This is a genomic window from Embleya sp. NBC_00888, from assembly GCF_045207655.1.
In the GTDB taxonomy this organism is placed as follows: Bacteria; Actinomycetota; Actinomycetes; order Streptomycetales; family Streptomycetaceae; genus Embleya.
In genome coordinates this window covers 2,373,536-2,394,659 of record NZ_CP108785.1, presented here as the reverse complement: position 1 = coordinate 2,394,659, position 21,124 = coordinate 2,373,536, and the positions used below count along the sequence as shown (strand labels likewise).

Annotated in this window: 25 protein-coding genes and 1 pseudogene; 10 read left to right on the top strand and 16 right to left on the bottom strand. The window is 70.7% G+C overall.

The genetic code is table 11. The features are described 5' to 3' along the window. Window positions 1–100 precede the first annotated feature (100 nt). Window positions 101–742, top strand: a complete 642-nt coding sequence (locus OG948_RS44810) for a GDSL-type esterase/lipase family protein (RefSeq protein WP_331770755.1) — start codon at window positions 101–103, stop codon at window positions 740–742. A 94-nt stretch (window positions 743–836) separates the two neighbouring features. Here OG948_RS44810 and OG948_RS44805 read toward each other — a convergent pair whose 3' ends face one another. From OG948_RS44805 to OG948_RS44755, 11 genes are all read right to left on the bottom strand, one after another. Continuing rightward, the gene (locus OG948_RS44805; protein ID WP_331770754.1) at window positions 837–1,634 is read right to left on the bottom strand and encodes a maleylpyruvate isomerase family mycothiol-dependent enzyme; all 798 of its coding nucleotides are present in this window, start codon (window positions 1,632–1,634) and stop codon (window positions 837–839) included. 610 nt (window positions 1,635–2,244) lie between these two features. Further along, a complete protein-coding gene (locus tag OG948_RS44800) occupies window positions 2,245–2,580 on the bottom strand; it encodes a MazG-like family protein (protein WP_331770753.1) in 336 nt (111 codons plus the stop codon). 26 nt (window positions 2,581–2,606) lie between these two features. After that, window positions 2,607–3,428: an endonuclease/exonuclease/phosphatase family protein gene (locus OG948_RS44795; protein WP_331770752.1), complete on the bottom strand. Its 822-nt coding sequence runs from the start codon at window positions 3,426–3,428 to the stop codon at window positions 2,607–2,609. Beyond that, window positions 3,425–4,039, bottom strand: coding sequence for a dTMP kinase (tmk, locus tag OG948_RS44790; protein WP_331773511.1), 615 nt, complete (start codon window positions 4,037–4,039; stop codon window positions 3,425–3,427). Before tmk ends, OG948_RS44795 begins: the two co-directional genes overlap by 4 nt. Then, on the bottom strand, window positions 4,039–5,151 hold the full coding sequence (locus OG948_RS44785; RefSeq protein ID WP_331770751.1) for a radical SAM protein: 1,113 nt from the start codon (window positions 5,149–5,151) through the stop codon (window positions 4,039–4,041). The genes tmk and OG948_RS44785 overlap by 1 nt, the downstream gene beginning before the upstream one ends. An 86-nt stretch (window positions 5,152–5,237) precedes the next feature. After that, the gene (locus OG948_RS44780) at window positions 5,238–5,651 is read right to left on the bottom strand and encodes a hypothetical protein (protein WP_331770750.1); all 414 of its coding nucleotides are present in this window, start codon (window positions 5,649–5,651) and stop codon (window positions 5,238–5,240) included. A gap of 290 nt (window positions 5,652–5,941) precedes the next feature. Then, a complete protein-coding gene (locus OG948_RS44775; protein WP_331770749.1) occupies window positions 5,942–6,460 on the bottom strand; it encodes a hypothetical protein in 519 nt (172 codons plus the stop codon). Between the two features lie 38 nt (window positions 6,461–6,498). Beyond that, complete coding sequence (locus tag OG948_RS44770) at window positions 6,499–6,681, bottom strand: hypothetical protein (protein ID WP_331770748.1); 183 nt, start codon at window positions 6,679–6,681, stop codon at window positions 6,499–6,501. A gap of 10 nt (window positions 6,682–6,691) precedes the next feature. Beyond that, window positions 6,692–7,117 (bottom strand): ATP-binding protein, encoded by a 426-nt coding sequence (locus OG948_RS44765; protein ID WP_331770747.1) that lies wholly within the window; start codon window positions 7,115–7,117, stop codon window positions 6,692–6,694. Window positions 7,118–7,209: 92 nt separating this feature from the next. Then, the gene (locus tag OG948_RS44760) at window positions 7,210–7,680 is read right to left on the bottom strand and encodes a hypothetical protein (RefSeq protein WP_406300616.1); all 471 of its coding nucleotides are present in this window, start codon (window positions 7,678–7,680) and stop codon (window positions 7,210–7,212) included. Between the two features lie 56 nt (window positions 7,681–7,736). After that, complete coding sequence (locus OG948_RS44755; RefSeq protein ID WP_331770745.1) at window positions 7,737–7,943, bottom strand: hypothetical protein; 207 nt, start codon at window positions 7,941–7,943, stop codon at window positions 7,737–7,739. 219 nt (window positions 7,944–8,162) lie between these two features. Here OG948_RS44755 and OG948_RS44750 point away from each other — a divergent pair, with 219 nt between their 5' ends. Together OG948_RS44750 and OG948_RS44745 are read left to right on the top strand one after the other, a co-directional pair. Beyond that, window positions 8,163–9,470 carry a hypothetical protein gene (locus OG948_RS44750; protein WP_406300615.1) on the top strand — a complete coding sequence of 436 codons (1,308 nt, stop codon included), beginning with the start codon at window positions 8,163–8,165 and terminating at the stop codon, window positions 9,468–9,470. Beyond that, complete coding sequence (locus OG948_RS44745; protein ID WP_331770743.1) at window positions 9,470–10,036, top strand: GNAT family N-acetyltransferase; 567 nt, start codon at window positions 9,470–9,472, stop codon at window positions 10,034–10,036. Before OG948_RS44750 ends, OG948_RS44745 begins: the two co-directional genes overlap by 1 nt. A gap of 21 nt (window positions 10,037–10,057) precedes the next feature. Here OG948_RS44745 and OG948_RS44740 read toward each other — a convergent pair whose 3' ends face one another. Next, on the bottom strand, window positions 10,058–10,696 hold the full coding sequence (locus OG948_RS44740) for a hypothetical protein (protein WP_331770742.1): 639 nt from the start codon (window positions 10,694–10,696) through the stop codon (window positions 10,058–10,060). Window positions 10,697–10,772: 76 nt separating this feature from the next. On the opposite strand from OG948_RS44740, the gene OG948_RS44735 reads away from it, so the two are divergent. Together OG948_RS44735 and OG948_RS44730 are read left to right on the top strand one after the other, a co-directional pair. Next, window positions 10,773–11,183 carry a hypothetical protein gene (locus OG948_RS44735; RefSeq protein ID WP_331770741.1) on the top strand — a complete coding sequence of 137 codons (411 nt, stop codon included), beginning with the start codon at window positions 10,773–10,775 and terminating at the stop codon, window positions 11,181–11,183. A 404-nt stretch (window positions 11,184–11,587) separates the two neighbouring features. After that, entirely contained in the window at window positions 11,588–11,941 is a 354-nt protein-coding gene (locus OG948_RS44730; protein ID WP_331770740.1) for a hypothetical protein, read from the top strand. A gap of 188 nt (window positions 11,942–12,129) precedes the next feature. On the opposite strand, the gene OG948_RS44725 is transcribed toward OG948_RS44730, so the two are convergent. Further along, entirely contained in the window at window positions 12,130–12,291 is a 162-nt protein-coding gene (locus OG948_RS44725) for a hypothetical protein (RefSeq protein WP_406300952.1), read from the bottom strand. 61 nt (window positions 12,292–12,352) lie between these two features. On the opposite strand from OG948_RS44725, the pseudogene OG948_RS44720 reads away from it, so the two are divergent. Together OG948_RS44720 and OG948_RS44715 are read left to right on the top strand one after the other, a co-directional pair. Beyond that, window positions 12,353–12,481 (top strand): annotated as a pseudogene (locus tag OG948_RS44720) (50S ribosomal protein L31); the annotation flags it as partial. Between the two features lie 178 nt (window positions 12,482–12,659). Continuing rightward, window positions 12,660–13,505 (top strand): SAM-dependent methyltransferase, encoded by an 846-nt coding sequence (locus OG948_RS44715; RefSeq protein ID WP_331770739.1) that lies wholly within the window; start codon window positions 12,660–12,662, stop codon window positions 13,503–13,505. 31 nt (window positions 13,506–13,536) lie between these two features. On the opposite strand, the gene OG948_RS44710 is transcribed toward OG948_RS44715, so the two are convergent. Next, a complete protein-coding gene (locus OG948_RS44710) occupies window positions 13,537–14,427 on the bottom strand; it encodes a Gfo/Idh/MocA family oxidoreductase (protein ID WP_331770738.1) in 891 nt (296 codons plus the stop codon). Window positions 14,428–14,616: 189 nt separating this feature from the next. Between OG948_RS44710 and OG948_RS44705 the strand changes: the two genes are divergently transcribed. From OG948_RS44705 to OG948_RS44695, 3 genes are all read left to right on the top strand, one after another. Continuing rightward, window positions 14,617–15,651 carry an LLM class flavin-dependent oxidoreductase gene (locus OG948_RS44705; RefSeq protein ID WP_331770737.1) on the top strand — a complete coding sequence of 345 codons (1,035 nt, stop codon included), beginning with the start codon at window positions 14,617–14,619 and terminating at the stop codon, window positions 15,649–15,651. A 180-nt stretch (window positions 15,652–15,831) separates the two neighbouring features. After that, the gene (locus OG948_RS44700; protein WP_331770736.1) at window positions 15,832–16,626 is read left to right on the top strand and encodes an SDR family oxidoreductase; all 795 of its coding nucleotides are present in this window, start codon (window positions 15,832–15,834) and stop codon (window positions 16,624–16,626) included. Between the two features lie 207 nt (window positions 16,627–16,833). Beyond that, the gene (locus OG948_RS44695; protein WP_331770735.1) at window positions 16,834–18,459 is read left to right on the top strand and encodes an alpha/beta fold hydrolase; all 1,626 of its coding nucleotides are present in this window, start codon (window positions 16,834–16,836) and stop codon (window positions 18,457–18,459) included. 117 nt (window positions 18,460–18,576) lie between these two features. Here OG948_RS44695 and OG948_RS44690 read toward each other — a convergent pair whose 3' ends face one another. Beyond that, on the bottom strand, window positions 18,577–20,106 hold the full coding sequence (locus OG948_RS44690) for an MFS transporter (RefSeq protein ID WP_331770734.1): 1,530 nt from the start codon (window positions 20,104–20,106) through the stop codon (window positions 18,577–18,579). Between the two features lie 157 nt (window positions 20,107–20,263). Then, window positions 20,264–20,956, bottom strand: coding sequence for a TetR/AcrR family transcriptional regulator (locus tag OG948_RS44685; protein ID WP_331770733.1), 693 nt, complete (start codon window positions 20,954–20,956; stop codon window positions 20,264–20,266). Between the last annotated feature and the right edge of the window lie 168 nt (window positions 20,957–21,124).

Sequence of the window (21,124 nt, the reverse complement as noted above, 5' to 3'; positions counted from 1 at the left end):
CGTTCGCGGTAGTCGGGCGGGCGGCCCGGGGCAGTCGAACCTACCGTTTGGGGGAGGACCGGTGCCCGGACGAGGCCGGTGAATCGACCCGGGAGGCACGATGACGGGTGCGAGGCACGAGGTCCCGGTGATGATCGCCGGCGATTCGATCGGTCACGTCGGCAGCGGCGACCGGACCTGGCGCTACCGGCTGTGGCGCCACCTGCGCGCCCACGACGTGCGCCTGGACCTGGTCGGTTCCAAGGATCCGCTCGGCGACATCGGGGCCGAGGTGGCCGAGTACCGACCCGACTACCTCCTGGTCCTGATGAGTGTCGACGACCTGCGCCGACCCCCGATCGAGCCGGCCGCCTTCGAGGCCAAGCTGCGCGACTTCATCACCGAGGCCCGCCGAGCCGGCCCGAGCCTGCGGATCGTGCTCGGCCACGTCCTGCCCACCCACCAGGCGGGCCCGGATCCGGAGTTCGCCGCCCGCGCGGCGAGCTTCAACGCCCGCATCGACGCCATCGCGGCCGACCTGAACACCGACGAGTCCCCGGTCGTGGTGGCCCGCACCGACGCCGAATTCGTCGCGGCCGACCACACCGGCGACGGCCTGCATCCGAACCCGGCCGGCGAGTACCGGATCGCGGCGGCGTTCGCCGACGTCCTCGCCGACCGATTCCACCTCGGCGTGCACTACCCGCGCCCCTTCCCCAGGGTCTTGGACGCCTCGACGGACGCCCCGCCGCCGGACGAGTGACCACCGGCCCCGGGCCGGCCCGCGCCGCGCCGCGCCGTCGGGCGACGCGCGGGTACGCCCGAGCACTCCCGGCGGAGACGGGGTGGACGCGGACCTACACGGAGGGGACGAGGGTCGAGTAGCGGTCGAGCACGTCGCGGTCGCCGGTGACCTCCAGCCGGTCCGCCGCGAGGCGTCCCCACACGAAGAGCATCAAGTCGGATGCGGTACCGGCCAGTTCGACATCGCAGGGTCGGTCGGTGTCGCCGAGCAGGACCCGATCGCCGGCGAAGCGCGCCGCCCAGACGCCCGGACCGTCGATCCGCCGGAGCCGCAGGCGCTCCCCGGACCCGGCCGCGGCCGCCACTCGGGCTCGCCGGGCCGGGATCATCACCTCGAAGTGCTGGCCCACGGCGTCCGCCGCCAGCTCGGCGTCCATCGGCGCGGCGGCCCCGACCGTGTTCTCGGCGTCCCAGCGGTGCACGGCGGCCTCGATGGTCTGCACGCGCAGCCAGAAGCCGACGGTCTGCTCGTCGGACCAGGTCCAGACCCGCTCCTCGGCCGCGGTCCGCGCGAACGCCCGGGCCAACTCGCCCGCCCCGGCGGCGAACCAGTCGACCAGACCGGGAGCGAGCGGCCCCCACGTGGGCGTGGGCCCCGCCGGGTCCGGCCAGCCGGCACGGTCCTCGGGCAGCGCGAAGATGCCGACGTCGGAGACATCCGGCGGTTCGCCCAGTCGCGCGTCGACGACCCGCGTCACGAAGCGATGTACACCCCCGAGGTGGACGACCAGATCGGACATGGTCCATTCCGGACAGGACGGCACGACGGGCGCGTCCCCGCCCTCGAGGCATCGTCGCGCGGCGGCCTCGAACGCGCGGACCTCACGACGGAGATGGCTGATGCGATCCATGCCCCGATTATCGGGTGGTTCGCGTCGCCGGACAGGTGGTTCCGTTCAGCCGGACGGGTGTGTGGTCTCGCGGGGGTGGGGATTGTTCGCGAGGGTGTTGGCGAGGCCGTCGGCAGCGAGCGCGTGTGGTGCGCGTCGGGCCGGCGACGTATCGAAATCCATCCGAGGAGCAGCGATGCAGCAGGACGAGCACCCAACACCGACGTGCCGTCTGACCTGCGGAAACGCTGCGACCTCAGCGAACGCGAACCGGGTCGGCACGTCTCGGCCCGTTTCAGCCCGTTTCGGCCCGACGGTACCCGGATCGGCACGCATCCGTGCACCCGTGGGTGCACGGCCGGGCGCACCCCCGAAAACGCAGCAGGGCCCGGCGCCGAAGTGGCACCGAACCCCTGCTCAGCGGGCCCACCAGCTTTGCGGAGCACGGCCACCCGCCGGCCACCACGTCCCCGCGAGGAGCAGCGGCCCGACGCAGATCGGCGATGGCCGAAATGCGCCTGTCCACGGTTAACGGGCGAGCCCGAACATCCGTCACGCTCAAATGAGCGAGACCCAGCAGGGCCGACCCTGCCCCATTACCCGGCCACCCGTTCCCTCTCCCGCCCAGGCTCTACGAGGGCCCGGCGGACGGCGACAGCACGCGATCCACGAGACCGTCGAGCCGCTCGTCGAAGACGTTCCGCGCGTCGGGGGTGAGTGTCGCGAGTGCTACCAGCGTCGTCACCGCGACGTCCACCAACTCCTTCCGCACGTCATCCCACGAGTGCGACGCGCCCTTTCTCGGGTTGGCGGCGAGAGCCCCGTGCAGGGCCTCCGCGACCTCGCCGTATTCCTCGCCGACCTTGAGCACGCGCAGGAGCGTGCGTTCCCGCTCGGTCTGCTCGCCGGCGTTCTCGTCCAACCAGCGGCGGAGCCGGTTGATCTGTTCCCAGGTGTTCTCGTCCATCCACATCTCCCACGTTCGTACGGGTGTCAGAACAGGGCGGACACGGGTTCCCCGGTCCGCGTCGGGTCGGTCACCGGCAGCGGCACCGAAGCGGTGACGGCGAGCCGCATGGTCAGCGCCGAGTGGTCGGTCAGCCTGTCCGGTCCGGTGCGGGACTCGTGGACGTACGAGCAGTCGAGGAGCGCGCCGCCCAGGTCGGCCGAGACGTGCGCGTGGTCGTAGCGGTATCCGTCACCGGTCTTCCCGACCCACGAATACTCAAGTGCGTCCGCGTGCAGCGTCCGGAACGCGTCCGCGTACCCGGCTCGGCCGAACGCCTCGTAGAAGTCGTACTCGAACGGGGCGAAGAACCGGTAGCGCGGCGAGTGATCAGGCTCCAGGACGTTGAGGTCTCCGAGCACGACCCGGGCGCCGGTCCGGCCGTCGGGAAGCACCGTCGCGCACTCCCTCAGCCACCGCTCCTTGCGTTCCCGCTTCTCCGGCGACGCGTCCCGCGACGGCACGTACAGGCCGATCACATCGAGCGGCCCCCGGTCGGTGTCGACCGTGACCGCGACCGCGCGATGCGGCAGGTACCCGACGGCGAACGGCGCCGGGCGGGTGGCGAGACGGCTGACGAGCATCACGCCGCGCTCGCCGCGCTGCTCGGGGCGGGGGAAGGTCACCGAGTACCCGGCCGCGGTGAAGCGCTCCTCCAGGAACGCGCACCCGGCGCTGTCGGCGGTCTCCGTGAGCACATGCACCTGCTCGGGCCGCGCCGCGAGATAGGCGAGCTGGCGCTCGGCCCGCTGCCGGCTCGGGTTGTTCAGGTTGAACGTCAGCACGTCGAGCGCGCTCGGGCTGGTCATGAATTGCCTTTCATCCACGGGCCCCTGACGGCCGCGACCACGGCACTGGCGACGGCGGCCGGGCCTTCGTTGCTCGCGTCGAGTTGGAGGACGCGGACGCCGGCGGCCATGAGGAACGTAGCGGCCTCGCGGAACGCAGCGCATTCCCGCGCGGTGCTGCCGGGGTCGCGCTCGTACCGGCTGTGCGCGCCACGGCTGGTCAGCCGCGTCTCGATCACGTCGGTGCGGGCGTTGAGGATCACGGCGACGTCGGGCATGTCGGCGTGCCGGTTCAGCTCCCACACCACATCGACGTTCACGCCGTCCAGGACCTGGAGCACCAGCGACGAGGCGATGTACCGGTCACAGACGACCGTCTCGCCGCGCGCGAGCGCCGGCCGGATCTCCTCGTCCAGGTGCGCGTACCGGTCCGCCGCGATCAGGCACGCCATCGCCATACCCCGGTATGTGTCGGTGCCGTTCCGCGCGAGCAGCCCCAGCGGGGTGTCGCTCGGCTCCCGGGTCTGGCACACCGCGACACCGATCGTCCGCAGCTCCAACGCCACGGCAGCCGTCACCGTCGACTTCCCCACGCCGCCCGGCCCGTCGATCGTGAAGAACTCCCCGGCCATCACGCACCGACCACGGGCAACATTCGTGCCTGCCTCGGGACGATCGGGCACTGCTCGGTGTCGAGCGCGCCGATCCGTTCCCCGGCGGCCACGACGGCCGCGGGGCATGCCTTCCCGCACGAGGCCGACATCGAGCATGCCCCGCACGTTGAGTTGCCGCCCAGATCCCAGCGGTCGCTGAACTTGCCGTACGCGTCCAGCCGCGCCGCGACATCGTCGTGCTCCCACACGTTCCCGACAAGGAAGTCCGTGTCCGGGTGCCGGGAAACCTTCGTCCGGGCGGCGAACACCAGGTACGGGCAGATCGCCACACCACCATCGGTGAAGACGTAGATGATGTTCCCGGCCTCGCACGGCGCCAACGGCTTGTCCGCATTGGGGAACCGGATGTTCACCATCTCCAGGCCATCGGCCTCGAACGGCGCGGTCATCCGCCGGATCTCCCGCATCTGTTCGTCGAGCGTGCGCAGTTTCTCCTGCGCCGACTTGGACGCGCCGCGCCCCATCGACCCCAGCGGGTTCATCAGCACGTACTTCGCGCCCTGGTCCCGGGCGAACTCGACCAGCTTCCGGTACTCCTCGTCCTCCGCGAGGTTGTTCGGCGTGCACAGCAAACCCTGGAGGATGCCGGCCGCAGCGAACCGCCGGATCGTCCCGACCGTTTCCTCGAAGCACCCGGGGAGGCCGCGGAACACGGAGTGCGACTCCTCCGCGAACCCGTCCAGGCTCACGTTCATGTGGGCGTCCAGCGCGGCCAGCGCGGTCACGTCCGCGTCGCTCACGCCCGTGCCGTTGGTGCAGACGCCGACGGAGAGCCCGGCCTCGCGGAACTCCGTGACGATCTCGATCAGGTCCTCGTGGACGAACGGCTCCCCGCCGGTCACCGTGACGCGCGTGACCCGGGCGGCCAGGAGGGCCGGGATCAGCCGCTCCCGAATCTGGACGACGGACATGAACGTGCCGCGCTTCGTGGCGCTGACGAAGCAGTGGCGGCACAGCATGTTGCACGGCTCGCAGATCTGAACGAGCGCCTTGCGGTAGGGGTGATCGACCGTCGTTCGGAAGTAGCAGGACGAGGCTTGATCTTCGGTGCTGATCGGACGTGCGGTCACGCGGACCTCCACGATGAGATGGAATGGGCCCGCTCCCCGGCCGGGCGCAAGACAGCACGGCCGGGGGCGGGAGTTCGATGGGCCATTCAGGAGACGAGCCGAGCCGGTTCGGTGACTTCGACGTTGATGCTCGTCGACTCGGCGACTCGCCAACCGGTGTCGATCAGGAACTGTCGGTAGTCCGTGTACCAGTCGTGCACCTGAGCCGCGGTGCCGACCAGCCAGCGCGCCCCGATGTCGTCCACGCGAGTCCCCGCGGGCAGCACCTTGAACCAGACCGGCCCGGTGCCGTCGATCGGGAACTCGCGGAGCAGGGTGACGTGCGATCCAGTCGGGCAGTCCAAGGCGTCGTACACCCCGCCCCGGTCGGGGTGCTCGAACACCTCGGTCAGGTATGAGTCGTGGGGCTCGCGCGGCAGGTACCACCCGGCGCCCGCCTCCGCGATGGCCTCGTCCAGACGGCGCAGTCTCTCGGGATCGACTCTGTTCCTGTTGTGCACTCGAACCAACCTCCTGCACGTTCTGTCGTCGGTGCCCCACGCCCGGCCTCGCGGTGGGCGCGGCTTCTCCGGCCGGGCGTGGGGCGATGGGGGACCGGTCCCGCAGCCGCGCGAGTGGGGCTGCGGGACCGGGTGCCGCCCGTCTGGTGGGACCGGGAGCGGGCGGCGGCAGGGGACAGGTCTGGGTCAGCCGTACACCGCAGTGGGTGGACGGACGTCGAACCGGCCGGCGGACGCGTCCCTGATCGCGTTGTCCAGGCGCTGAAGGGTCTGCTCCCGTGTCTCCCGGGTCACTCGTCCAGCCACCTTCCGCGACCGGCGTTGACGAGTCGGGTCAATGCCCGTGTCGAACAGAAGCGTTTCGATTCCTCCACCGAGACCACCCACCACGGGCCGGTGCGCTCCGGCGTGTACCGATCGGGCGCGGGAATCAGCAGGGGCCGGTCAGCGGGCTCCAGGGTCGTCAACGGCACGACCCAGCGACGACCCACGGAGTAGGGCACAAGACCCGTGTACGTGTCGTCGTCGCTGCCGCGCGTCCTCGGCCGGTAGAACATCGGCCCGTCGACCACCGACGTGAGGTGTTCGGCGAACTGGTTCAACGTCCGCCAGTTGCCGATCGCGGCGTGAACCGCCCCGGCCGGGAGCGACACGGCGGAGAACACCGTCCCCGGCGTGAACCAACCGGCCCGAGCGTGCGCCCACTCGGCACGCGCCTGCGGCGCCAACGGGGCCGCTTCCAGCAGCCATTCCCACGGCTCACCCCCCTCCGGCGACGCGTCCGAAGGAGCAGAAGAATCAATGGACATCGTGGATTCCTTCACGACAAGGGCGGCGGATTGCTTCGTCATTCACTGGCCCGCCGGTCCTGGTAGGCGCGGACCAGGGCTTCGAGGCGGCGGATACACGGCTCGCAGACGTAGAACGGCCCGGCGCCCTCGTAGTCGGTGTGCACGGGGCCGAGCCACAACACCGGCACGTCGACCTGCTCGCACCGCCAACACAGGCCGTCCACCCATCGGCGATCCATGGCTCGCCCCTCACGTGGGACCGTCCGCCGCGGTCACCGTCACTTGGGCCCACACCCGCTTGCCGACAGGCAACGGCTCCACCCCCCACCGGCCCTCGGACAGCGCGTCCACCAGCGTCAGGCCCCGTCCGCCGACGGAACCGGCATCCGGGGGCCGGACCAGCGGCATGATGTCCGACCGGTCCACCACGAAGACCCGCACCAGTCGCGGCCCCATCCGCCGTACGCCGACGCGGATCGTCGGGGTAGCGGCGTGGAGGTGGGCGTTCGACACCAACTCGCTGATGACGACGAGCGCCTGGCCGTCGTCGTCGGCGAGTCCCCACGCGGCCAGGGCCGAGGTCACCAACCGGCGGGCCTCCCAGGCGGATTCCCGCCGGGACGGCAGACTCTTCGTGTAGACCTGGCTGCCGGTGGCGCTCGGGCGGCTCGTCATCGGGGCGGTACTCCTCACCGCAGCGCCCTCCCGGGCGGGTCCCACGATCCGGCGGACCGTGGCCCGTCTCGACAGCAACCATCGGGGCCTCATCACCCCGACCACCGCAACGGTTCCGTGCGAGAGCGCAGAACGAGCGCGGCCAAGTCGACCGCCGCGCACAACGAGTCGCCGTCACCGGCGACAACCCACCACGGGCCCCCATCGGTCGCCGGCAGGTACCGGCCGGGCGCCGGCACCCACAGCAGCGCCTGACCCGAGCACAGCCGCGTCTGCGGTTCGCGCCACGTCCGTCCCTCCGCCACCGGCAGCAGCGCCGTGTACGACGACTCGTGCTCGGCCCCCGGGGGGCTGTAGAACACCGGACCGGCCAGGAGCCGCGCCAACGGCTCGACGCACTCTTCCGGTTTCCGCACTCGGAGCGCGACGTGCACCAGTCGGGCCGGGACGACGACGGCCGAGAACACCATCCCCGGGCGCAGCCACGCCGCGCCCGACTCGTACCACTGCACATGTGCCTGCGCCTTCGACGGCGCGGCCGACGACAGCCATGTCCCGAACACCACCAGACGTGCGGGACGTCCAGCGTTGGGAAGGCGAACACCCGGCGAACGACTCGTCATCGCGCATCACCAGTCGCAAGCGAGGGCGTGGGGTAACGGGCGAGCCGGGCGCCGATGTGCGCGTGCAACTCCCAGAGCTGAGTCAGGGTGACGTCGAAGTCTCGGCCGTCGGGCTCGTCCCAATTCACCTGGAGCTGGAGTTGTACGGGCTGTTCCGGGTCGTTGGTCTCCACGACACGAACCGCGGTGAGTCGATCACTCACGAGGGTGCATCCTCCGCGTGTGTGCTCGGCATTGCTCTGCAACTTCCGAGCGGGTCGATGGCCAGTACGTGCTTGTCGAGCTCTCAAACCAGCCAACGCCCGTAGAACCGGCGCTACCGGACATTCCGGCGGACTTTCGGCCGGACTTTCGCGGACATCGGACCTTGCCGCGCCTGGAGAGTCGCTACCGTTCGTAGTGATTCAGATCACGGAGGTGACGTGGTGCCGGAGCAGACGCCCTTCGAGTACGCCTGTAGTGCGCGTGGCTGGGACAAGCCGGCGGACTTTCTGCGGACCTTCCACACTGCGGCACACCTGCTCGGCGAAGCGGTCACCCTGACGGACCGCCAGTACCGCAGGTGGCGTCAACCCGACCCACCTGCACCCCGGGCGCGCGCCTGGCGGACCCTCCACGCCATGTTCGCCGTCTGCCCAAGCGAGATTGGGTTTCCTGGACCACCGCCAGGTGTCACCGTGGGGAGTGCACCACTCCTCGCGCAGAAGGGCACCGGCGTGGACCGACGGGCTTTCCTGGCCGACTCCATCGGCGCAGCCTCCGCATTGAGTTTGCCCGCCCACGTGGTTCCCCTGAGCCCGGCCGGAGGCACCGGCGCCATCGGCACCACACATCTGCTCGAACTCCGGGACGGCCTTCACGTCCTCTTCCAGCTTGACGCGACGTACGGCGGCAGCGACGTCCGCTCCCTGGCCGTGCGCCACCTGAGCCGCGTCCGCCGCATTATCAACACCAGCAAGTATCCGGACACGATCGGCCGTCAACTCCGCCTCCTCTCGGGGGAAGTCGCCGGGCACTGCGGCTGGCTGTACTACGACGCGGACAAGCAGGACGACGCGCGACGCTATTGGGGCGAGGCCCTGACGACGGCCACGATGCTCCGAGACACGAACCTGGAAATCCTGGTCTTCTCCTCCATGAGCCTCCAGGCGTGCCACGAGGGACGGCCCCGCGACGGCCTCGACTTGGCCCGCGCCGCCCAGGACCGTGCGACCCGCCTCGGGTCACCGATCCTGCAATCCCTCATCGCCGCCCGGGAAGCGCGCGCTTTGTCGCTGCTGGCCGACGACACATCCGCTCGACGTCGCATGAGCGACGCCCTGCGGCTCGTCGACCGCAACGGGCGCGGGCGCCCCTCGCCCGAGTGGGCCGCGTTCCACGGGCATGCCGAGCTGGACTACGCGCAGGGGCTCCTCTACACCGAACTCGGCCACCACCAAGCGGCAACCGCGTTTTTGCGAGCTGCGCTTGCCCATCAGGAGGCCAACTACGGACGCAACCGGGCCCTGTACCGCCTCACTCTGGCCCGGGGCCTGATCGGCGCCGGGGATGTCGACGAAGGCGCTGCCCAGGCCGTAGCAAGCTTGACCGACCTGGAAGAGGTGGAATCGGGACGCGTCATGCGACGTCTCACCGAGGTGGTCGGCGCGCTGCGCGCCGTCGACGCCGTCTCCGCCCAGGAGGCCACCGACGAATTGGCCGAATACGTGAAAACGAAGGGGGCAGCGTGATGACCGAGGTGACGTACGAGCGATACGAGGGCCAGGAGGCCGCAGGACAGCTCGACGCCTTCCTGTCGGCCTATGAGGAGGTCTACGCCGAACCGCCCTACAGCGAAGGCCCCTCGGACGTAGCCCAGTTCATCGACCACTACCTGTTCCACACGCAGCGGCCGGGGATGCGTCTGATCATCGCCCGCGACGGCGAAGACGTCATCGGGTTCACGTACGGCTATCTCCTCCCCCGCGACACCGGATGGTGGGCCAACGTGGACCAGGTCCTCGCGGACGACTTCAAGCGCGAGGACGGCAACCGCACGTGGGTGATCCTCGAACTCGCGGTCCGTGAAAAGTGGCGCCGCCGCGGTATCGCCGCTGCTCTCCACGCCGCGCTACTCAAGGGCCTGCACGTCGAACGTGTGACACTCACCGTCCGCCCGGAACCGGAGGCGGCCCCGGCGCAGTCCGCGTACGCGTCGTGGGGCTACCGCACCGTCGGCGTGTCGCACCCGTGGGAGGGCGCGCCGTTCTACAAGGCCATGGTTCTCGAACTCGCCGGCCGGCCCGCCCGAGCCTGACGCCGGCCAACACGGAGCGCGTCAGGCAGCGTCCACATCCATGCCATGGTCATCAAAGAACTTGATCCACGCCGTCACAGCGGCCTTGGCGACATCGCGCGCGTCTTTGGTGTGGGGTGTGCCGTCGTCCTCGGTCCACTCGATCGTGAAGCTCGCTGCGCCCTGGTCATCAAGCCAATCCACCACCACCGCCCGCCTGTAGCTTCCTCCCCACCGGTTCACGTGCTTGTGTGTGTTGCAGACGTCAACGCACAACTTGATGTCGTCGTCCTGCTTGGCGTAGACGAAGGGCCCTGGGTTCCTTGCCGACGCAGGGGTAGCGGGGTCTCGCTTGATCCCGTCTCTGACCTCGGAGCATGCGCAACAGAATCTCGTCGCCGGGCTTGCTGAGTCGGCGCGTTGCTCGGACGCCGGGCCCACGTACTCGGCTTCAAGATCATTGAATGCCTTCAGGACGCTGCGCCATTTCGACTGCCACGTTTGTTCCCACTTGATCCCACGTGTTGCTCTCTCGGTCACCGTTACGGTGTCCGTGAGGGTGATCTCGTGATGCCGCGCCTCGCCGCACTCCGGGCACGGCACTCCCGGCGGGACGTTGCTGAGCCCTGCGCCGCAACTCGTACATGAGCCGGCCTGCCCGAGTTCGTCGGCATTCGACATGATCAGCTCCGATCCTGCCGCCCAATCCAGGGTAGGACCCGATTGGGGAGAGCACCCTATGCGATGATTCGAACAAATGAGCGATTCCCGTGGCGGCGACGACACCCTCGACTGGGAGCAGCCCAGCCGGTTCGACGTCGCGAGCCAACGGGCCCGCCACCGCGCCGGCCCGGCGACTCCGCCCGTCCCGGCCGCCCTGGATCCGCGCACGGCCGAGGCGCTGTACGAACTCTGCCCGCCCGGATACCGCGACCACGAGGTCCTGCGTCGCCACCCGCGCCTGCCAGTCCGCCTCGCGCGGCATCACCTCCTGGCCGACCTCGCCGAGCTCCGCCAGGGCTACTCCGACCTACGCCGCGAGCTGCGAGACCAAGTGCCCGTACACGTCATCCCGCGGGCCCTCGCGACCTACAAGGCCGAGGCCGCGGAACTCCACCGCGCGCTCGAACGCCTCAACGCCATCGAACGGACCCCGCCGCCCGGCTGATGCCGCGTCCGTCCTCACGATCGAGCCCACTTGCGCGCGGGGATCTGCGTACGACGCTGCGTGCTGTGAGGGGACGTGGTGGCGCTTGTCGGGCCCAACTCCCTCGGACAAACGACGCTGGGCGAGAGCGTTCTGGTCGCCTGACCGGCACGTCCCGGATGCTGTTGGTGATCTCCCGGGCCTCTCGCGGTCGGAGGTTAGGCCGAGTCCTTCCTTCTCGCCGTGGTGGTGACGAGGACGATGGCCGGCATGCGATACGTGCCTCAACTCGCTTTGCCCGCAGGGGCGTTGTAGCGAATTCGAGTGCGGGTCAGACGCCGACGCTGGTAGGTTGAACCTCGCCGGGAACGCATTCGCGATCCCGGGATCGAGCGCTCGGAAGGCGCTCTGAGAGGAGCGGTGTTTTGTCTCGGATCCTGTTCGTATCGGTGAACCAGACGTTTGACGACACCTTCGATCTGCGAGAGCTTGAGGTCTGGGTGGAGCGAGCCTGGGCTATCACTGTCACCAAAGCCAGTGAGTGCGAGCGTGTAGTCGCCGTTCTGGCGGGCGAGCCAGTGGCCGCTTGGCGGTTGCGCGGTGCGTTCCCGACCGACGAGACGTACGCCGTGTCCAACGGCGACACTCGCAGTCGCACCGGCCTGGCACTTGGTGAGGCATTGCCGGTCCTGTCCGCATACCGGTCCGGGGTTCCGGCGCTGCGCCGTGGAGTTGCCGTGGCCAACCTCGATCTGACCCCGCTGCCTCCGGAGCGGTAGCAATACGTGAGATCGGCTCCCGGCCGGTGCTGGGAGCCGATCTTGTTTTTCGAAGGGCCTATCCGGCGCAACCGACCGGGTTTTGTCCGACGCCCGCAGGCACATGTCCGGAAGTTCGGCGGCGACGGCGTCGAGGTCCTAGTGGGCGTCCCACCCAGGGGCAAGAAGGGTCGGGTGGGACGCCCGGCCTAACTCTCCTCCGACGCCCCATCACCCGCGTCGCCGGCCTTGTTCTCGCAATCCGGACACAACCGGGCGAGCTGCCGATTCGTCGAGTCGATCGCGTCCCTGAGCGACGCCCCGTCGTTCGGGTGCAACTCGTGCTCCACCCGCCCGAGTCGCGCCTCCATAGCCCCGACCCGCTCCATCAGTCCCGGCCGGGCCGGTACACCAGGCCGCGCCGCCTCCCTGTCGAAGAGCCATCCGTTCCACACCGGCAACGCCCGCCCGGTGGACCCCGAAGGGGCGATCGCCAAGTTCGAGCGCCGCTACGGCGGCCAGGGGAGCGACGGTACCGACGCGGGGGGCGAATCGCGGTGATCCGGGCGCGTTGATCTCCCGTCATCTCGCTTTGCTCGCACGGGAGTTCGAAGATGTTCCGGACCGGTGGGGGAGGTCGACGGTTGCTCCTTGCCCCGGACAACAAACCGAGTTCATCACCAATAGGCTTGCCATCAACGGGAACTGATCATCACTCACCCCATGGTTGGAGCCTTTCATGGCAGACGACTCGCAAGCGGCGGGCAACTCTCCGGTCGGATCGGACGACGACTGGCGACCGGTCGGTATCGACATCTCCACGCCCAGCATCGCGCGGGTCTATGACGCGGTACTCGGCGGCAAGGACAACTACCCGGTGGACCGGGCGATCGCCGAGGCGTCACTGGCGATCGTCCCGGAGATAGGCGATGTCGGCCGGTACAACCGGGCGATACTCGGGCGCGGGGTCCGGTACATGGCGGAGCAGGGCATCCGTCAGTTCCTCGACCTGGGCTCCGGCCTGCCCACCGTGCAGAACACGCACCAGGTGGCGCAGGAGCACTCGCCCGAGGCCCGCGTGGTCTACGTGGACAAGGACCCGATCGTACTCGCGCACGGCCGGGCGCTGCTCGCGGAGAACGACCGGACCACGGTGGTCACCGCCGACCTGCGCGAGCCCGCCGAGATCCTGTCCCACCCGGACGTGCTCGCACTGATCGACTTCGACCAGCCGATCGGTCTGATGCTCGTCGGCGTCGTGCACCACCTCAACGACGACGAGGGCCCCGAGGCGATCGTCGAGGCCTACAAGAAGGCGCTGCCGCCCGGCAGTTTTCTCTTCCTCACGCACTTCTGCGCGTCCAGCCCGGACGCGGTCGCACTGGAGAAGGCGCTGCTCACCGACCTGGGCTCGGGACGTTTCCGGACCATCGAGGAGATCTCCGCGTACTTCGACGGCCTCGAACCGGTCGAGCCGGGCGTGGTCTTCCTGCCGCAGTGGCAGCCCGAGGAACCGGTCGAGGAGCCGCTGACGGTCGGTCAGAAGCTGATGGCCGGTGGCATCGGCCGCAAGCCGACGGCCTGATCCGCCGGGACGGAGCGTCGCGGCGCGCGACTCAGCGTGCCGCGGCGAGTTGTTGTTCGGCGCGGGCGACGATCTCCTGGAGATACAGTCCGCGACGAACATCGCACACGTGCCGGCCGCCGTCGCGGACCAGGCTCGCGAACTCCGCGCGCAGCACCGCGAAGGCGGACCCGTCGATCGCCGTGGACAGGTCCAGCGTGGCGGCCCCGGCCGATCCGGATACGTCCACGTCGTAGCGGTGACCGCCTTCGGCCGAGCAGCACAACACCAGTTGGGACACCGCGCCGCCGGCGTGGACGAGCTGAAGCGCCGCCCAGCCCGCGCCCGCGGAGTCGGCCCGCAGGTCCACGATGTCGCCCAGCGCGACGCTCATCAGGTCGAACGCGTGCGGGCCCACGTCCAGGATCGCGCCGCGCGCCTGTCGCCACGGCGACGCCGCGAACGGACCGCCGAGGAAGGCCCCGGTGACGCAGGTCAACCTGCCGGTGCGCCACGGGGTCTCGGCGCTCTCCAGGTGGGCCAGGAACTCCCGTACCCGCGGCGCGTATCGCGCGCTCAGCGCGACCATCGAGCCGACCCCTGCCGTGTCGATCACATCGGCCAGGCGGCGTGCGGTGTCCGGGTCGGCCGCGATCGGCTTCTCCAGCAGCACCGCCTTGCCCGCCCGCGCCGCGCGCTCGGCGAGCGGGGGTTGGGCCTCGGGGGCGATCGCGAAGACCACCGCCTCGCACACGTCGAGCAACTCGTCGAACTCCGCGCACGCCCGGGCGTCGTAGGACTCGGCGAGTTCCCGGGCCGCCTCCGGCCGGCGTGCCCATACCGCGGTGAGCCGGGTCTCCGGCCCGGCCGCGAACACCGGCGCGTGCACCAGCCTCGCCCACGGCCCGGCCCCGACCAGCCCCACCGCGACCTGCTCGCTCATCGTCTTCGCCTCCGGTGTCGTGCTGCCCGTGCCTGCGGCGTTTCCCGCCGGCCGAGCGTACCGGGCGGTTCGCGTCGCGCGACCGCGCCACTCGGGTGTCGAACGACGGACGGCGCCATGGCTCTGGAGAGCTCGCGAGGACGCTGCTAGCTTCCGCCCGCATGAGGCTCTTCGGATGAGGTCGTGCGCATGAGGTTCTCCATGTCCCTGCCCGTGCTGCGCGATCCCGGCCACGCGCAGCCCTATCACCGCACGTTCGCGCTGGCCCGGATCGCCGAGGAGGCCGGTTTCGACACCGCCACCGTCGGCCACCACCACTTCATGCCGGGCAACATGAGCGATCCGCTCACGCTGCTGGCCGCCGTCGCCGCCCGGACGGACACCCTGCGGGTGGGCACCGGCATCTTCCAGCTCCCGGTGCACCATCCCCTGCGGGTCGCCGAACAGGTCGCCACGATCGACGAGATCTCGGGCGGACGGGTCACCCTCGGCGTCGGACTGGGCTGGTGGCCGCTGGAGTACGCGGCGCACGGATCCGAGTTCCGCACCCGGGGCGCGCGGATGGAGGAGGCGTTGGAGATCCTCCGCCTGGTCTGGACCCGGGAGAACGTCGCCTATCGGGGCCGCTTCCACGACTTCCCCGAACTGACCGTGCACCCGCGCCCGGTGCAGGAGAGCATCCCGCTGTGGGTGGCCGGCGTCGCGGACGCCGCCGTCGAGCGTGCCGCGCGCCTGGGTGACGCGTGGTTGTGCGGCCCGGTCCAGTCCCTGGCCAAGGCCCGATCCTGCCTGGCGGTCTACCGGGCGGCGTGCGCGCGGCACGCCCGGCGACCCGACTGGGTGCTGCGCCGGTACGCGTGGCTCGGCAAGGACCGCCGGACGGTCGCCGAGGAGGTGCTGCCCGCGTACGTCGGCGGCCTGCTCGAGCACTGGCGCGAATCGGCCGAGGACGCCACGGAGCGCGAGTTGTTCCACCGCCTGGACGCCGGCGAACACGTCCCCGCCGAGGAGATCGCCCGGGACCGGCTGTTGTGGGGTGGTCCCGAGGACGTGATCGCCCAGATCGCCGACTACCGCGACCGCACCGGTAGCGACCACATCCACGCCGCCTTCGGCGCGGGCCTGCCGGGCGACACCGGCCCGACGTCCACGCGCGGCTCCTTCGACGAACTGGCTTCGATGATCGCACTGTTCGGCAAGGAGGTGATCCCGGCGTTCCGGTGACGCCGACCGGGCGGCGCCGGCACCGCCCGGCGGCGGGTGGGAGTGCCCACGGCGCTCGTGGCACGGCGCGGCATCCGGGGGCCACGCGTGATCGTCGGCCCGTCGCCGACTCCGAACCGGTCGCTCGAATGATCTACTGGACGTGGCCGGGGGATGGGTGTCGGACGAAGGGTTCGCAGCGTGCTGATCGATCTTGCCGGGAAGAGTGCGTTGGTCACCGGGTCGACCCAGGGGATCGGGGCGGCGATCGCGGTGGGGTTGGCCCGGGCCGGGGCCCGGGTCGCCGTGAACGGGCGCACCCCCGAGTCCGTGGACGCGGCGGTGGAGCGCATGCGCGGCGAGGTGCCCGGCGGGGAATTCCGGGCGGCGCCGGGGGACATCGCCACCGACGAGGGGGCCGCGCGGGTGTCGGCGGCGGCGCCGGACGTGGACATCCTGGTGAACAACCTCGGCATCTTCGGAGCGCGGCCCGCGCTGGAGATCGACGACGCGGAGTGGCGGCGGTACTTCGAGGTGAACGTGCTCACCGCGGTGCGGATGATCCGCGCCTACCTGCCCGGGATGCGCGAGCGCGGCTGGGGGCGGATCCAGAACATCGCCGGCGACTCGGCGGTGGTCATCCCGGCGGAGATGATCCAGTACGGCATGTCCAAGACGGCGTTGCTCGCGGTGTCCCGCGGATTCGCCAAGGAGGCGGCCGGCAGCGGGGTGACGGTCAACTCGGTGATCGCCGGGCCGACCCACACCGGCGGAGTCGAGGACTTCGTCTACGAGTTGGTCGACCCCGCGCTGCCGTGGCCACAGGCACAGCGCGAGTTCATGCGGCGCCACCGCCCCCAGTCGCTGATCCAGCGGTTGATCGAGCCCGAGGAGATCGCGCACATGGTGGTCTACCTCAGCTCGGACTTCGCGTCGGCGACCACGGGCGGTGCGTTGCGGGTGGACGGCGGGTACGTGGACGCGATCCTCCCCTGAGTGAGGCCGAGCCGGGTCGGGCCCGAGCGAACCCGGCCTCCCCGACAACACCGCGGCACCCCCCACCACAGATCCCCGGCACCCCCGGCACACTTCCGGCGTTCCCCCACCCCACCCCCCCATCCCACTCCCGGCACCCCCGGCCGCGGCGGGGCACCCCACCGCCCCTTGTGGCCCGGCTCTCGGCCCCGCTCGACTGGAGCCCCCATGCAGCCCCCCGACCCCCGGCTCCCGCCGGCCCGGCGCCGCACCACCCTCCGACGCGGCCTGCGGATCGCCGTTTCGTGCGCGGCGCTGCTCGCCGGCGTGGCCGGCACCCTCGTCGGCACCGACGCGCAGGCCGCCTCCGGTGCCGACGCGAACGCCGGCGCGGTCAACCCGTACGGCTCCCTCGGCGCGCAGCGTCCGCACTGGCGGGTGTGCGACTGGTACACCTCGCCCGGCCCGGGCGATCCCGACTGGCGGGACCACCCGGTCACCTCCTGTGCGGACGTGCGCGCGCCGCTGGACTGGTACGACCGGAGCAAGGGCACGATCACCGTGCGGGTGACCCGGGTGGCGAGCACCGGCGGATCGGCGCGACGCGGCGTGCTCCTGGTCAACCCCGGCGGCCCCGGCATCGACGGCTCGGCGTCGGCGACCCGGATCGCCCGGTCCCAGCCCGAGTTGTTGCGGACCCACGACATCATCGGCTTCGCACCCCGGGGAGTCGCGCCCTCCACGAGCCTGGATTGTGGCGTGGACTGGACGCGATACGACTCGGTCGCCGACACCCGCGACCGCTCGCCGGCCAACGTCGCACGGCAGCTCGCGAACGCGCGCCTGGTCGGACAGGCCTGCGGCGACGCGGAGTTCGCCCCGTATGTGACCACCGATCAGACCGCGCGGGACCTGGACCTGATCCGGGCCGTGCTCGGCGAGCGCCGCGTCGACTACCTCGGCTTCTCCTACGGCACCTGGCTGGGCGTGTGGTACGCGGCCGCCTTCCGCAATCGGGTGGACCGTTTCGTGCTCGACTCGAGCATGAACTGGTTGTCCACGCCGGAGGAGGTCTTCGTCGAGTCGTGGGCCCGCGGCTTCCGGCGCCGCTTCGACGTGCAGTTCCTGCCCTGGCTCGCTCGCCACCACGACCGGTACGGGTTCGGCGACACCCCGGAGGCCGCCGGCGCCGCGTACGAGGAGTTGCGCGCCGCCGTCGCCGGGCAGGGTCGCGGCACGGCGTTGGACGCGACGCAGGCGACCGTGCTGTACAACTCCGGCGGTTGGCCGCAGTGGGCCGAACTGCTGGTCGCGCTGCGCGGCGATCCGACCCGGGCGGTGGACCTGCTCGCCGCGCCCAGGGTGCCGGTCGGCATACCGGACAGCGGAGCGCACTGGGCGATCCGGTGCGGCGACGCCCGGTGGCCGCGGGACCCGGCCGGCTGGGTCGCCGAGGGTGACCGGCTCGGCGCGCGCTATCCGTTGGCCGGCTCGCTCGCCACCGAACAGCCTTGTGCCTTCTATCCGTTCGCGACCGCGCACCCGGCCGTGCCGAACGCGGCCACGCTGCCCCGGATGTTGATGGTGCAGAACCAGCTCGACCCGGCGACGCCCGCCGACGGCGCGCTGATCGCCGCCGCCGAGTCGCACCAGCCGATGATCTTCGTCCGGGACGCGGGCAACCACATCGCCTACGACAGCGGCAACGCGTGTGTCGACGCCCGGGTCAACGCCTACCTCGCGCGCGGCGCCCGGCCGGGCACGGTGGTCTGCGAGGGACTGCCGCTCCCGCTGGACGACGTCGTACACCCGGTCGGCGCGGCCGGCCCGCAACCCCCGCGTCCGGGCCGCTGACCCGGCCACCGGAAGACACCGGCCCCGGACACGGCGCGGGCCCCACCGCCGATGGCGATGGGGCCCGCGCCCGAGGTGCCGTGAGGTCCGGAAGACCCGGCGGCACCGATCGTGCGATCAGTGCACGAGCACCGGAACCGGCAGCTCGTCCGCGTCGGCGTCCGCGTCCTTGTCGTTCGTGGCGACCACCGTGCTGTCGCCGTGCCCGACGGTGATGAACGTGAAGGCGATCGCCGAGGCCAGCGCCAGGATGCCGACCGCCCACCAGATGGCGGTGGCGTAGCCGTGCACCATGGCCTGCATCTTGAGCTGCTCCAAGCCGGCCGAACCGGCCTTGTGCGAGGCCACGTAGGCCGTGGTCGCGCTCGCCGCGATGGTGTTCAGCAGCGCCGTGCCGATCGCGCCGCCGACCTGCTGCGAGGTGTTGATCATCGCCGAGGCGACACCCGCGTCCCGCGGTTGCACGCCGTGGGTGGCCAGGCTCATCGCCGGCATGAACGCCGTACCCATGCCGAGGCCGAGCAGGATCTGCGCGGGCAGGATCAGCCCGACGTACGAGCTGCCGACCTCGATCTGGGTGAGCAGCAGCATGCCGATACCGGCGGTCAGGAAGCCGGGGCCCATCAGCAACCGGGCCGGGACCCGGGTCATCAGGCGCGCGCCGATCTGGGTCGAGCCGGTGATCATGCCCGCGATCATCGGCAGGAACGCCAGGCCGGTCATCACCGGCGAGAAGTCCTTGACGATCTGGAGGTAGTAGGTGAGGAACAGGAACATGCCGAACATCGCGATGATGGCCAGGCCGAGCGAGAGGTAGATGCCGGCCCGGTTGCGCTCGGCGATCACCCGCAGCGGCAGGAGCGGGGCCTTGACCCGGCTCTCCACGAAGACGAATGACGCGAGCAGGACGGCCGCGGCGATGAACAGGCCCACCGTGCTGCCCGAGGTCCAACCGTGGCTCTCGGCGCGGGTGAAGGCGTAGACCAGGGTGCCCAGGCCGACCGAGGAAAGCACCACGCCGGGGATGTCCAGCGGCGAGCGGTTGCGGGTCCCGGCGGGCTCGCGGATGACCAGTACGGCACCGGCCGCGGCGACCGCGGCGAACGGGATGTTGACGAAGAAGGTCCAGCGCCAGTTCAGGTACTCGGTGAGCACGCCGCCCAGGATCAGGCCCACCGCGCCACCACCACCGGCGATCGCGCCGAAGATGCCGAACGCCTTGGCGCGTTCCTTGGCGTCGGTGAACATCACCGCGAGCAGGGACAGCGCGGACGGGGCGAGCAGCGCGCCGAACGCGCCCTGGAGCGCCCGGGCGCCGAGCAGCATGCCGGTGCTCGCGGCTATGCCGCCGAGCGCGGACGCGGCGGCGAAGCCGGTCAGGCCGACGATGAAGGTGCGGCGTCGACCCCACAGGTCGGCGATCCGGCCGCCGAAGAGCAGCAGCCCACCGAACGCGAGGGCGTACGCGGTGATCACCCATTGCCGGTTGCCGTCGGAGATGCCCAGGTCGGTCTGGGCGGACGGTAGCGCGATGTTCACGATGGTGCCGTCGAGGACGACCATCAACTGGGCGATGGCGATGAACAGAAGCGCTTTCCAGCGCCTGGGATCGGGCACGGTGGTCTTGGGCGGGGCGGTTGCAGACATGGGTGTACTCACTTGGGGGGTGCGATGCGACGACGGACGTCGCGAGGGTGGACGGTGCTCCCTCGCCCGCGCGGAGCCGGCGGGGCGACGGTGAGGTGTTCGTGGTCGTTACGCGGTCACGAGGTGTTGCGATGGTTCGGGATGTCGGTGGGGCGCGTCAGTGCCCGGAAGGCCGCCCCTCGTGTTCGGCGGCAAGCTGTTCGATGTCCCCCAGTGCCACGGCGGTGCCGGACAGCGGGGTGGGGTCGGGGGTGCTCAGACCGTCGAGCAGCACGTCCAGGTGACGGTGCACGAACCGGTCGTTCACCACGCAGCCGCCCATCCCGGGCAGCGGTCGGGTGAGCTGGGTGATCGCCATCAGCAGATCGCCCGAGCCGACGTCGGTACGCAGCCGGCCCTCGGTCCGAGAGCGCTCCATCAGCGTCTCGACCAGGTGCTCCAACCGTGCCCGGGCGGCGACCATCTCGGGGTGCGTCTTGTCCACTCCGGCGGACATGAGCGTGCACAGCGCCCCGATCCGCTCCTCCGTCGCGCCATGCGCGAAGCGCCGCAGGGCCGCGAAGGGCTCCGGCTCCTCGGCCAGGGCCAGCTCGCCCCGCTCGGTGATCCGTTCCAGGACGGAGAGGATCACCCGCCGCGCGAGCTCGTTGCGGTCGGCGAAGTGGCGGTACAGGGTCGCGTTGCCGACTCCCGCGCGGCGGGCGACCTCGTCGAACGGCACCTCGGCGCCGTGCTCGACGAACATCTCGCGCGCCGCGGCGATGATCCGCTCGCGGTTTCGCCGGGCGTCCGCACGAAGTCGCGGGCCACGGTCCTCGGCGACGTCGGTGGCAATGACGGTGCTGCCCATGATCCGGCTCCTTCCTGTCGGTACCCGAGCGATAACCGGGGAGTGACTCCCCGATTGTTGATTCGCTGGGTTAAACGGACAGGAAGTCCCCGGATATTTCGATCGATGATGTGACCTGGGTCACATCTCGTTCCACACGCGTACGACCGGGTGGCGGTGGGCCCGGCA

Bases quoted from the DNA above. Each gene is read 5' to 3' on its own strand.
- OG948_RS44690 (WP_331770734.1), bottom strand. From the start codon at position 20,106: ATGTCTGCAACCGCCCCGCCCAAGACCACCGTGCCCGATCCCAGGCGC.
- OG948_RS44745 (WP_331770743.1), top strand. From the start codon at position 9,470: ATGACCGAGGTGACGTACGAGCGATACGAGGGCCAGGAGGCCGCAGGA.
- OG948_RS44710 (WP_331770738.1), bottom strand. From the start codon at position 14,427: ATGAGCGAGCAGGTCGCGGTGGGGCTGGTCGGGGCCGGGCCGTGGGCG.
- OG948_RS44735 (WP_331770741.1), top strand. From the start codon at position 10,773: ATGAGCGATTCCCGTGGCGGCGACGACACCCTCGACTGGGAGCAGCCC.
- tmk (WP_331773511.1), bottom strand. From the start codon at position 4,039: ATGGCCGGGGAGTTCTTCACGATCGACGGGCCGGGCGGCGTGGGGAAG.
- OG948_RS44685 (WP_331770733.1), bottom strand. From the start codon at position 20,956: ATGGGCAGCACCGTCATTGCCACCGACGTCGCCGAGGACCGTGGCCCG.
- OG948_RS44795 (WP_331770752.1), bottom strand. From the start codon at position 3,428: ATGACCAGCCCGAGCGCGCTCGACGTGCTGACGTTCAACCTGAACAAC.
- OG948_RS44765 (WP_331770747.1), bottom strand. From the start codon at position 7,117: ATGACGAGCCGCCCGAGCGCCACCGGCAGCCAGGTCTACACGAAGAGT.
- OG948_RS44800 (WP_331770753.1), bottom strand. From the start codon at position 2,580: ATGGACGAGAACACCTGGGAACAGATCAACCGGCTCCGCCGCTGGTTG.
- OG948_RS44770 (WP_331770748.1), bottom strand. From the start codon at position 6,681: ATGGATCGCCGATGGGTGGACGGCCTGTGTTGGCGGTGCGAGCAGGTC.
- OG948_RS44695 (WP_331770735.1), top strand. From the start codon at position 16,834: ATGCAGCCCCCCGACCCCCGGCTCCCGCCGGCCCGGCGCCGCACCACC.
- OG948_RS44775 (WP_331770749.1), bottom strand. From the start codon at position 6,460: ATGTCCATTGATTCTTCTGCTCCTTCGGACGCGTCGCCGGAGGGGGGT.
- OG948_RS44740 (WP_331770742.1), bottom strand. From the start codon at position 10,696: ATGTCGAATGCCGACGAACTCGGGCAGGCCGGCTCATGTACGAGTTGC.
- OG948_RS44725 (WP_406300952.1), bottom strand. From the start codon at position 12,291: ATGGAGGCGCGACTCGGGCGGGTGGAGCACGAGTTGCACCCGAACGAC.
- OG948_RS44715 (WP_331770739.1), top strand. From the start codon at position 12,660: ATGGCAGACGACTCGCAAGCGGCGGGCAACTCTCCGGTCGGATCGGAC.
- OG948_RS44805 (WP_331770754.1), bottom strand. From the start codon at position 1,634: ATGGATCGCATCAGCCATCTCCGTCGTGAGGTCCGCGCGTTCGAGGCC.
- OG948_RS44705 (WP_331770737.1), top strand. From the start codon at position 14,617: ATGAGGTTCTCCATGTCCCTGCCCGTGCTGCGCGATCCCGGCCACGCG.
- OG948_RS44810 (WP_331770755.1), top strand. From the start codon at position 101: ATGACGGGTGCGAGGCACGAGGTCCCGGTGATGATCGCCGGCGATTCG.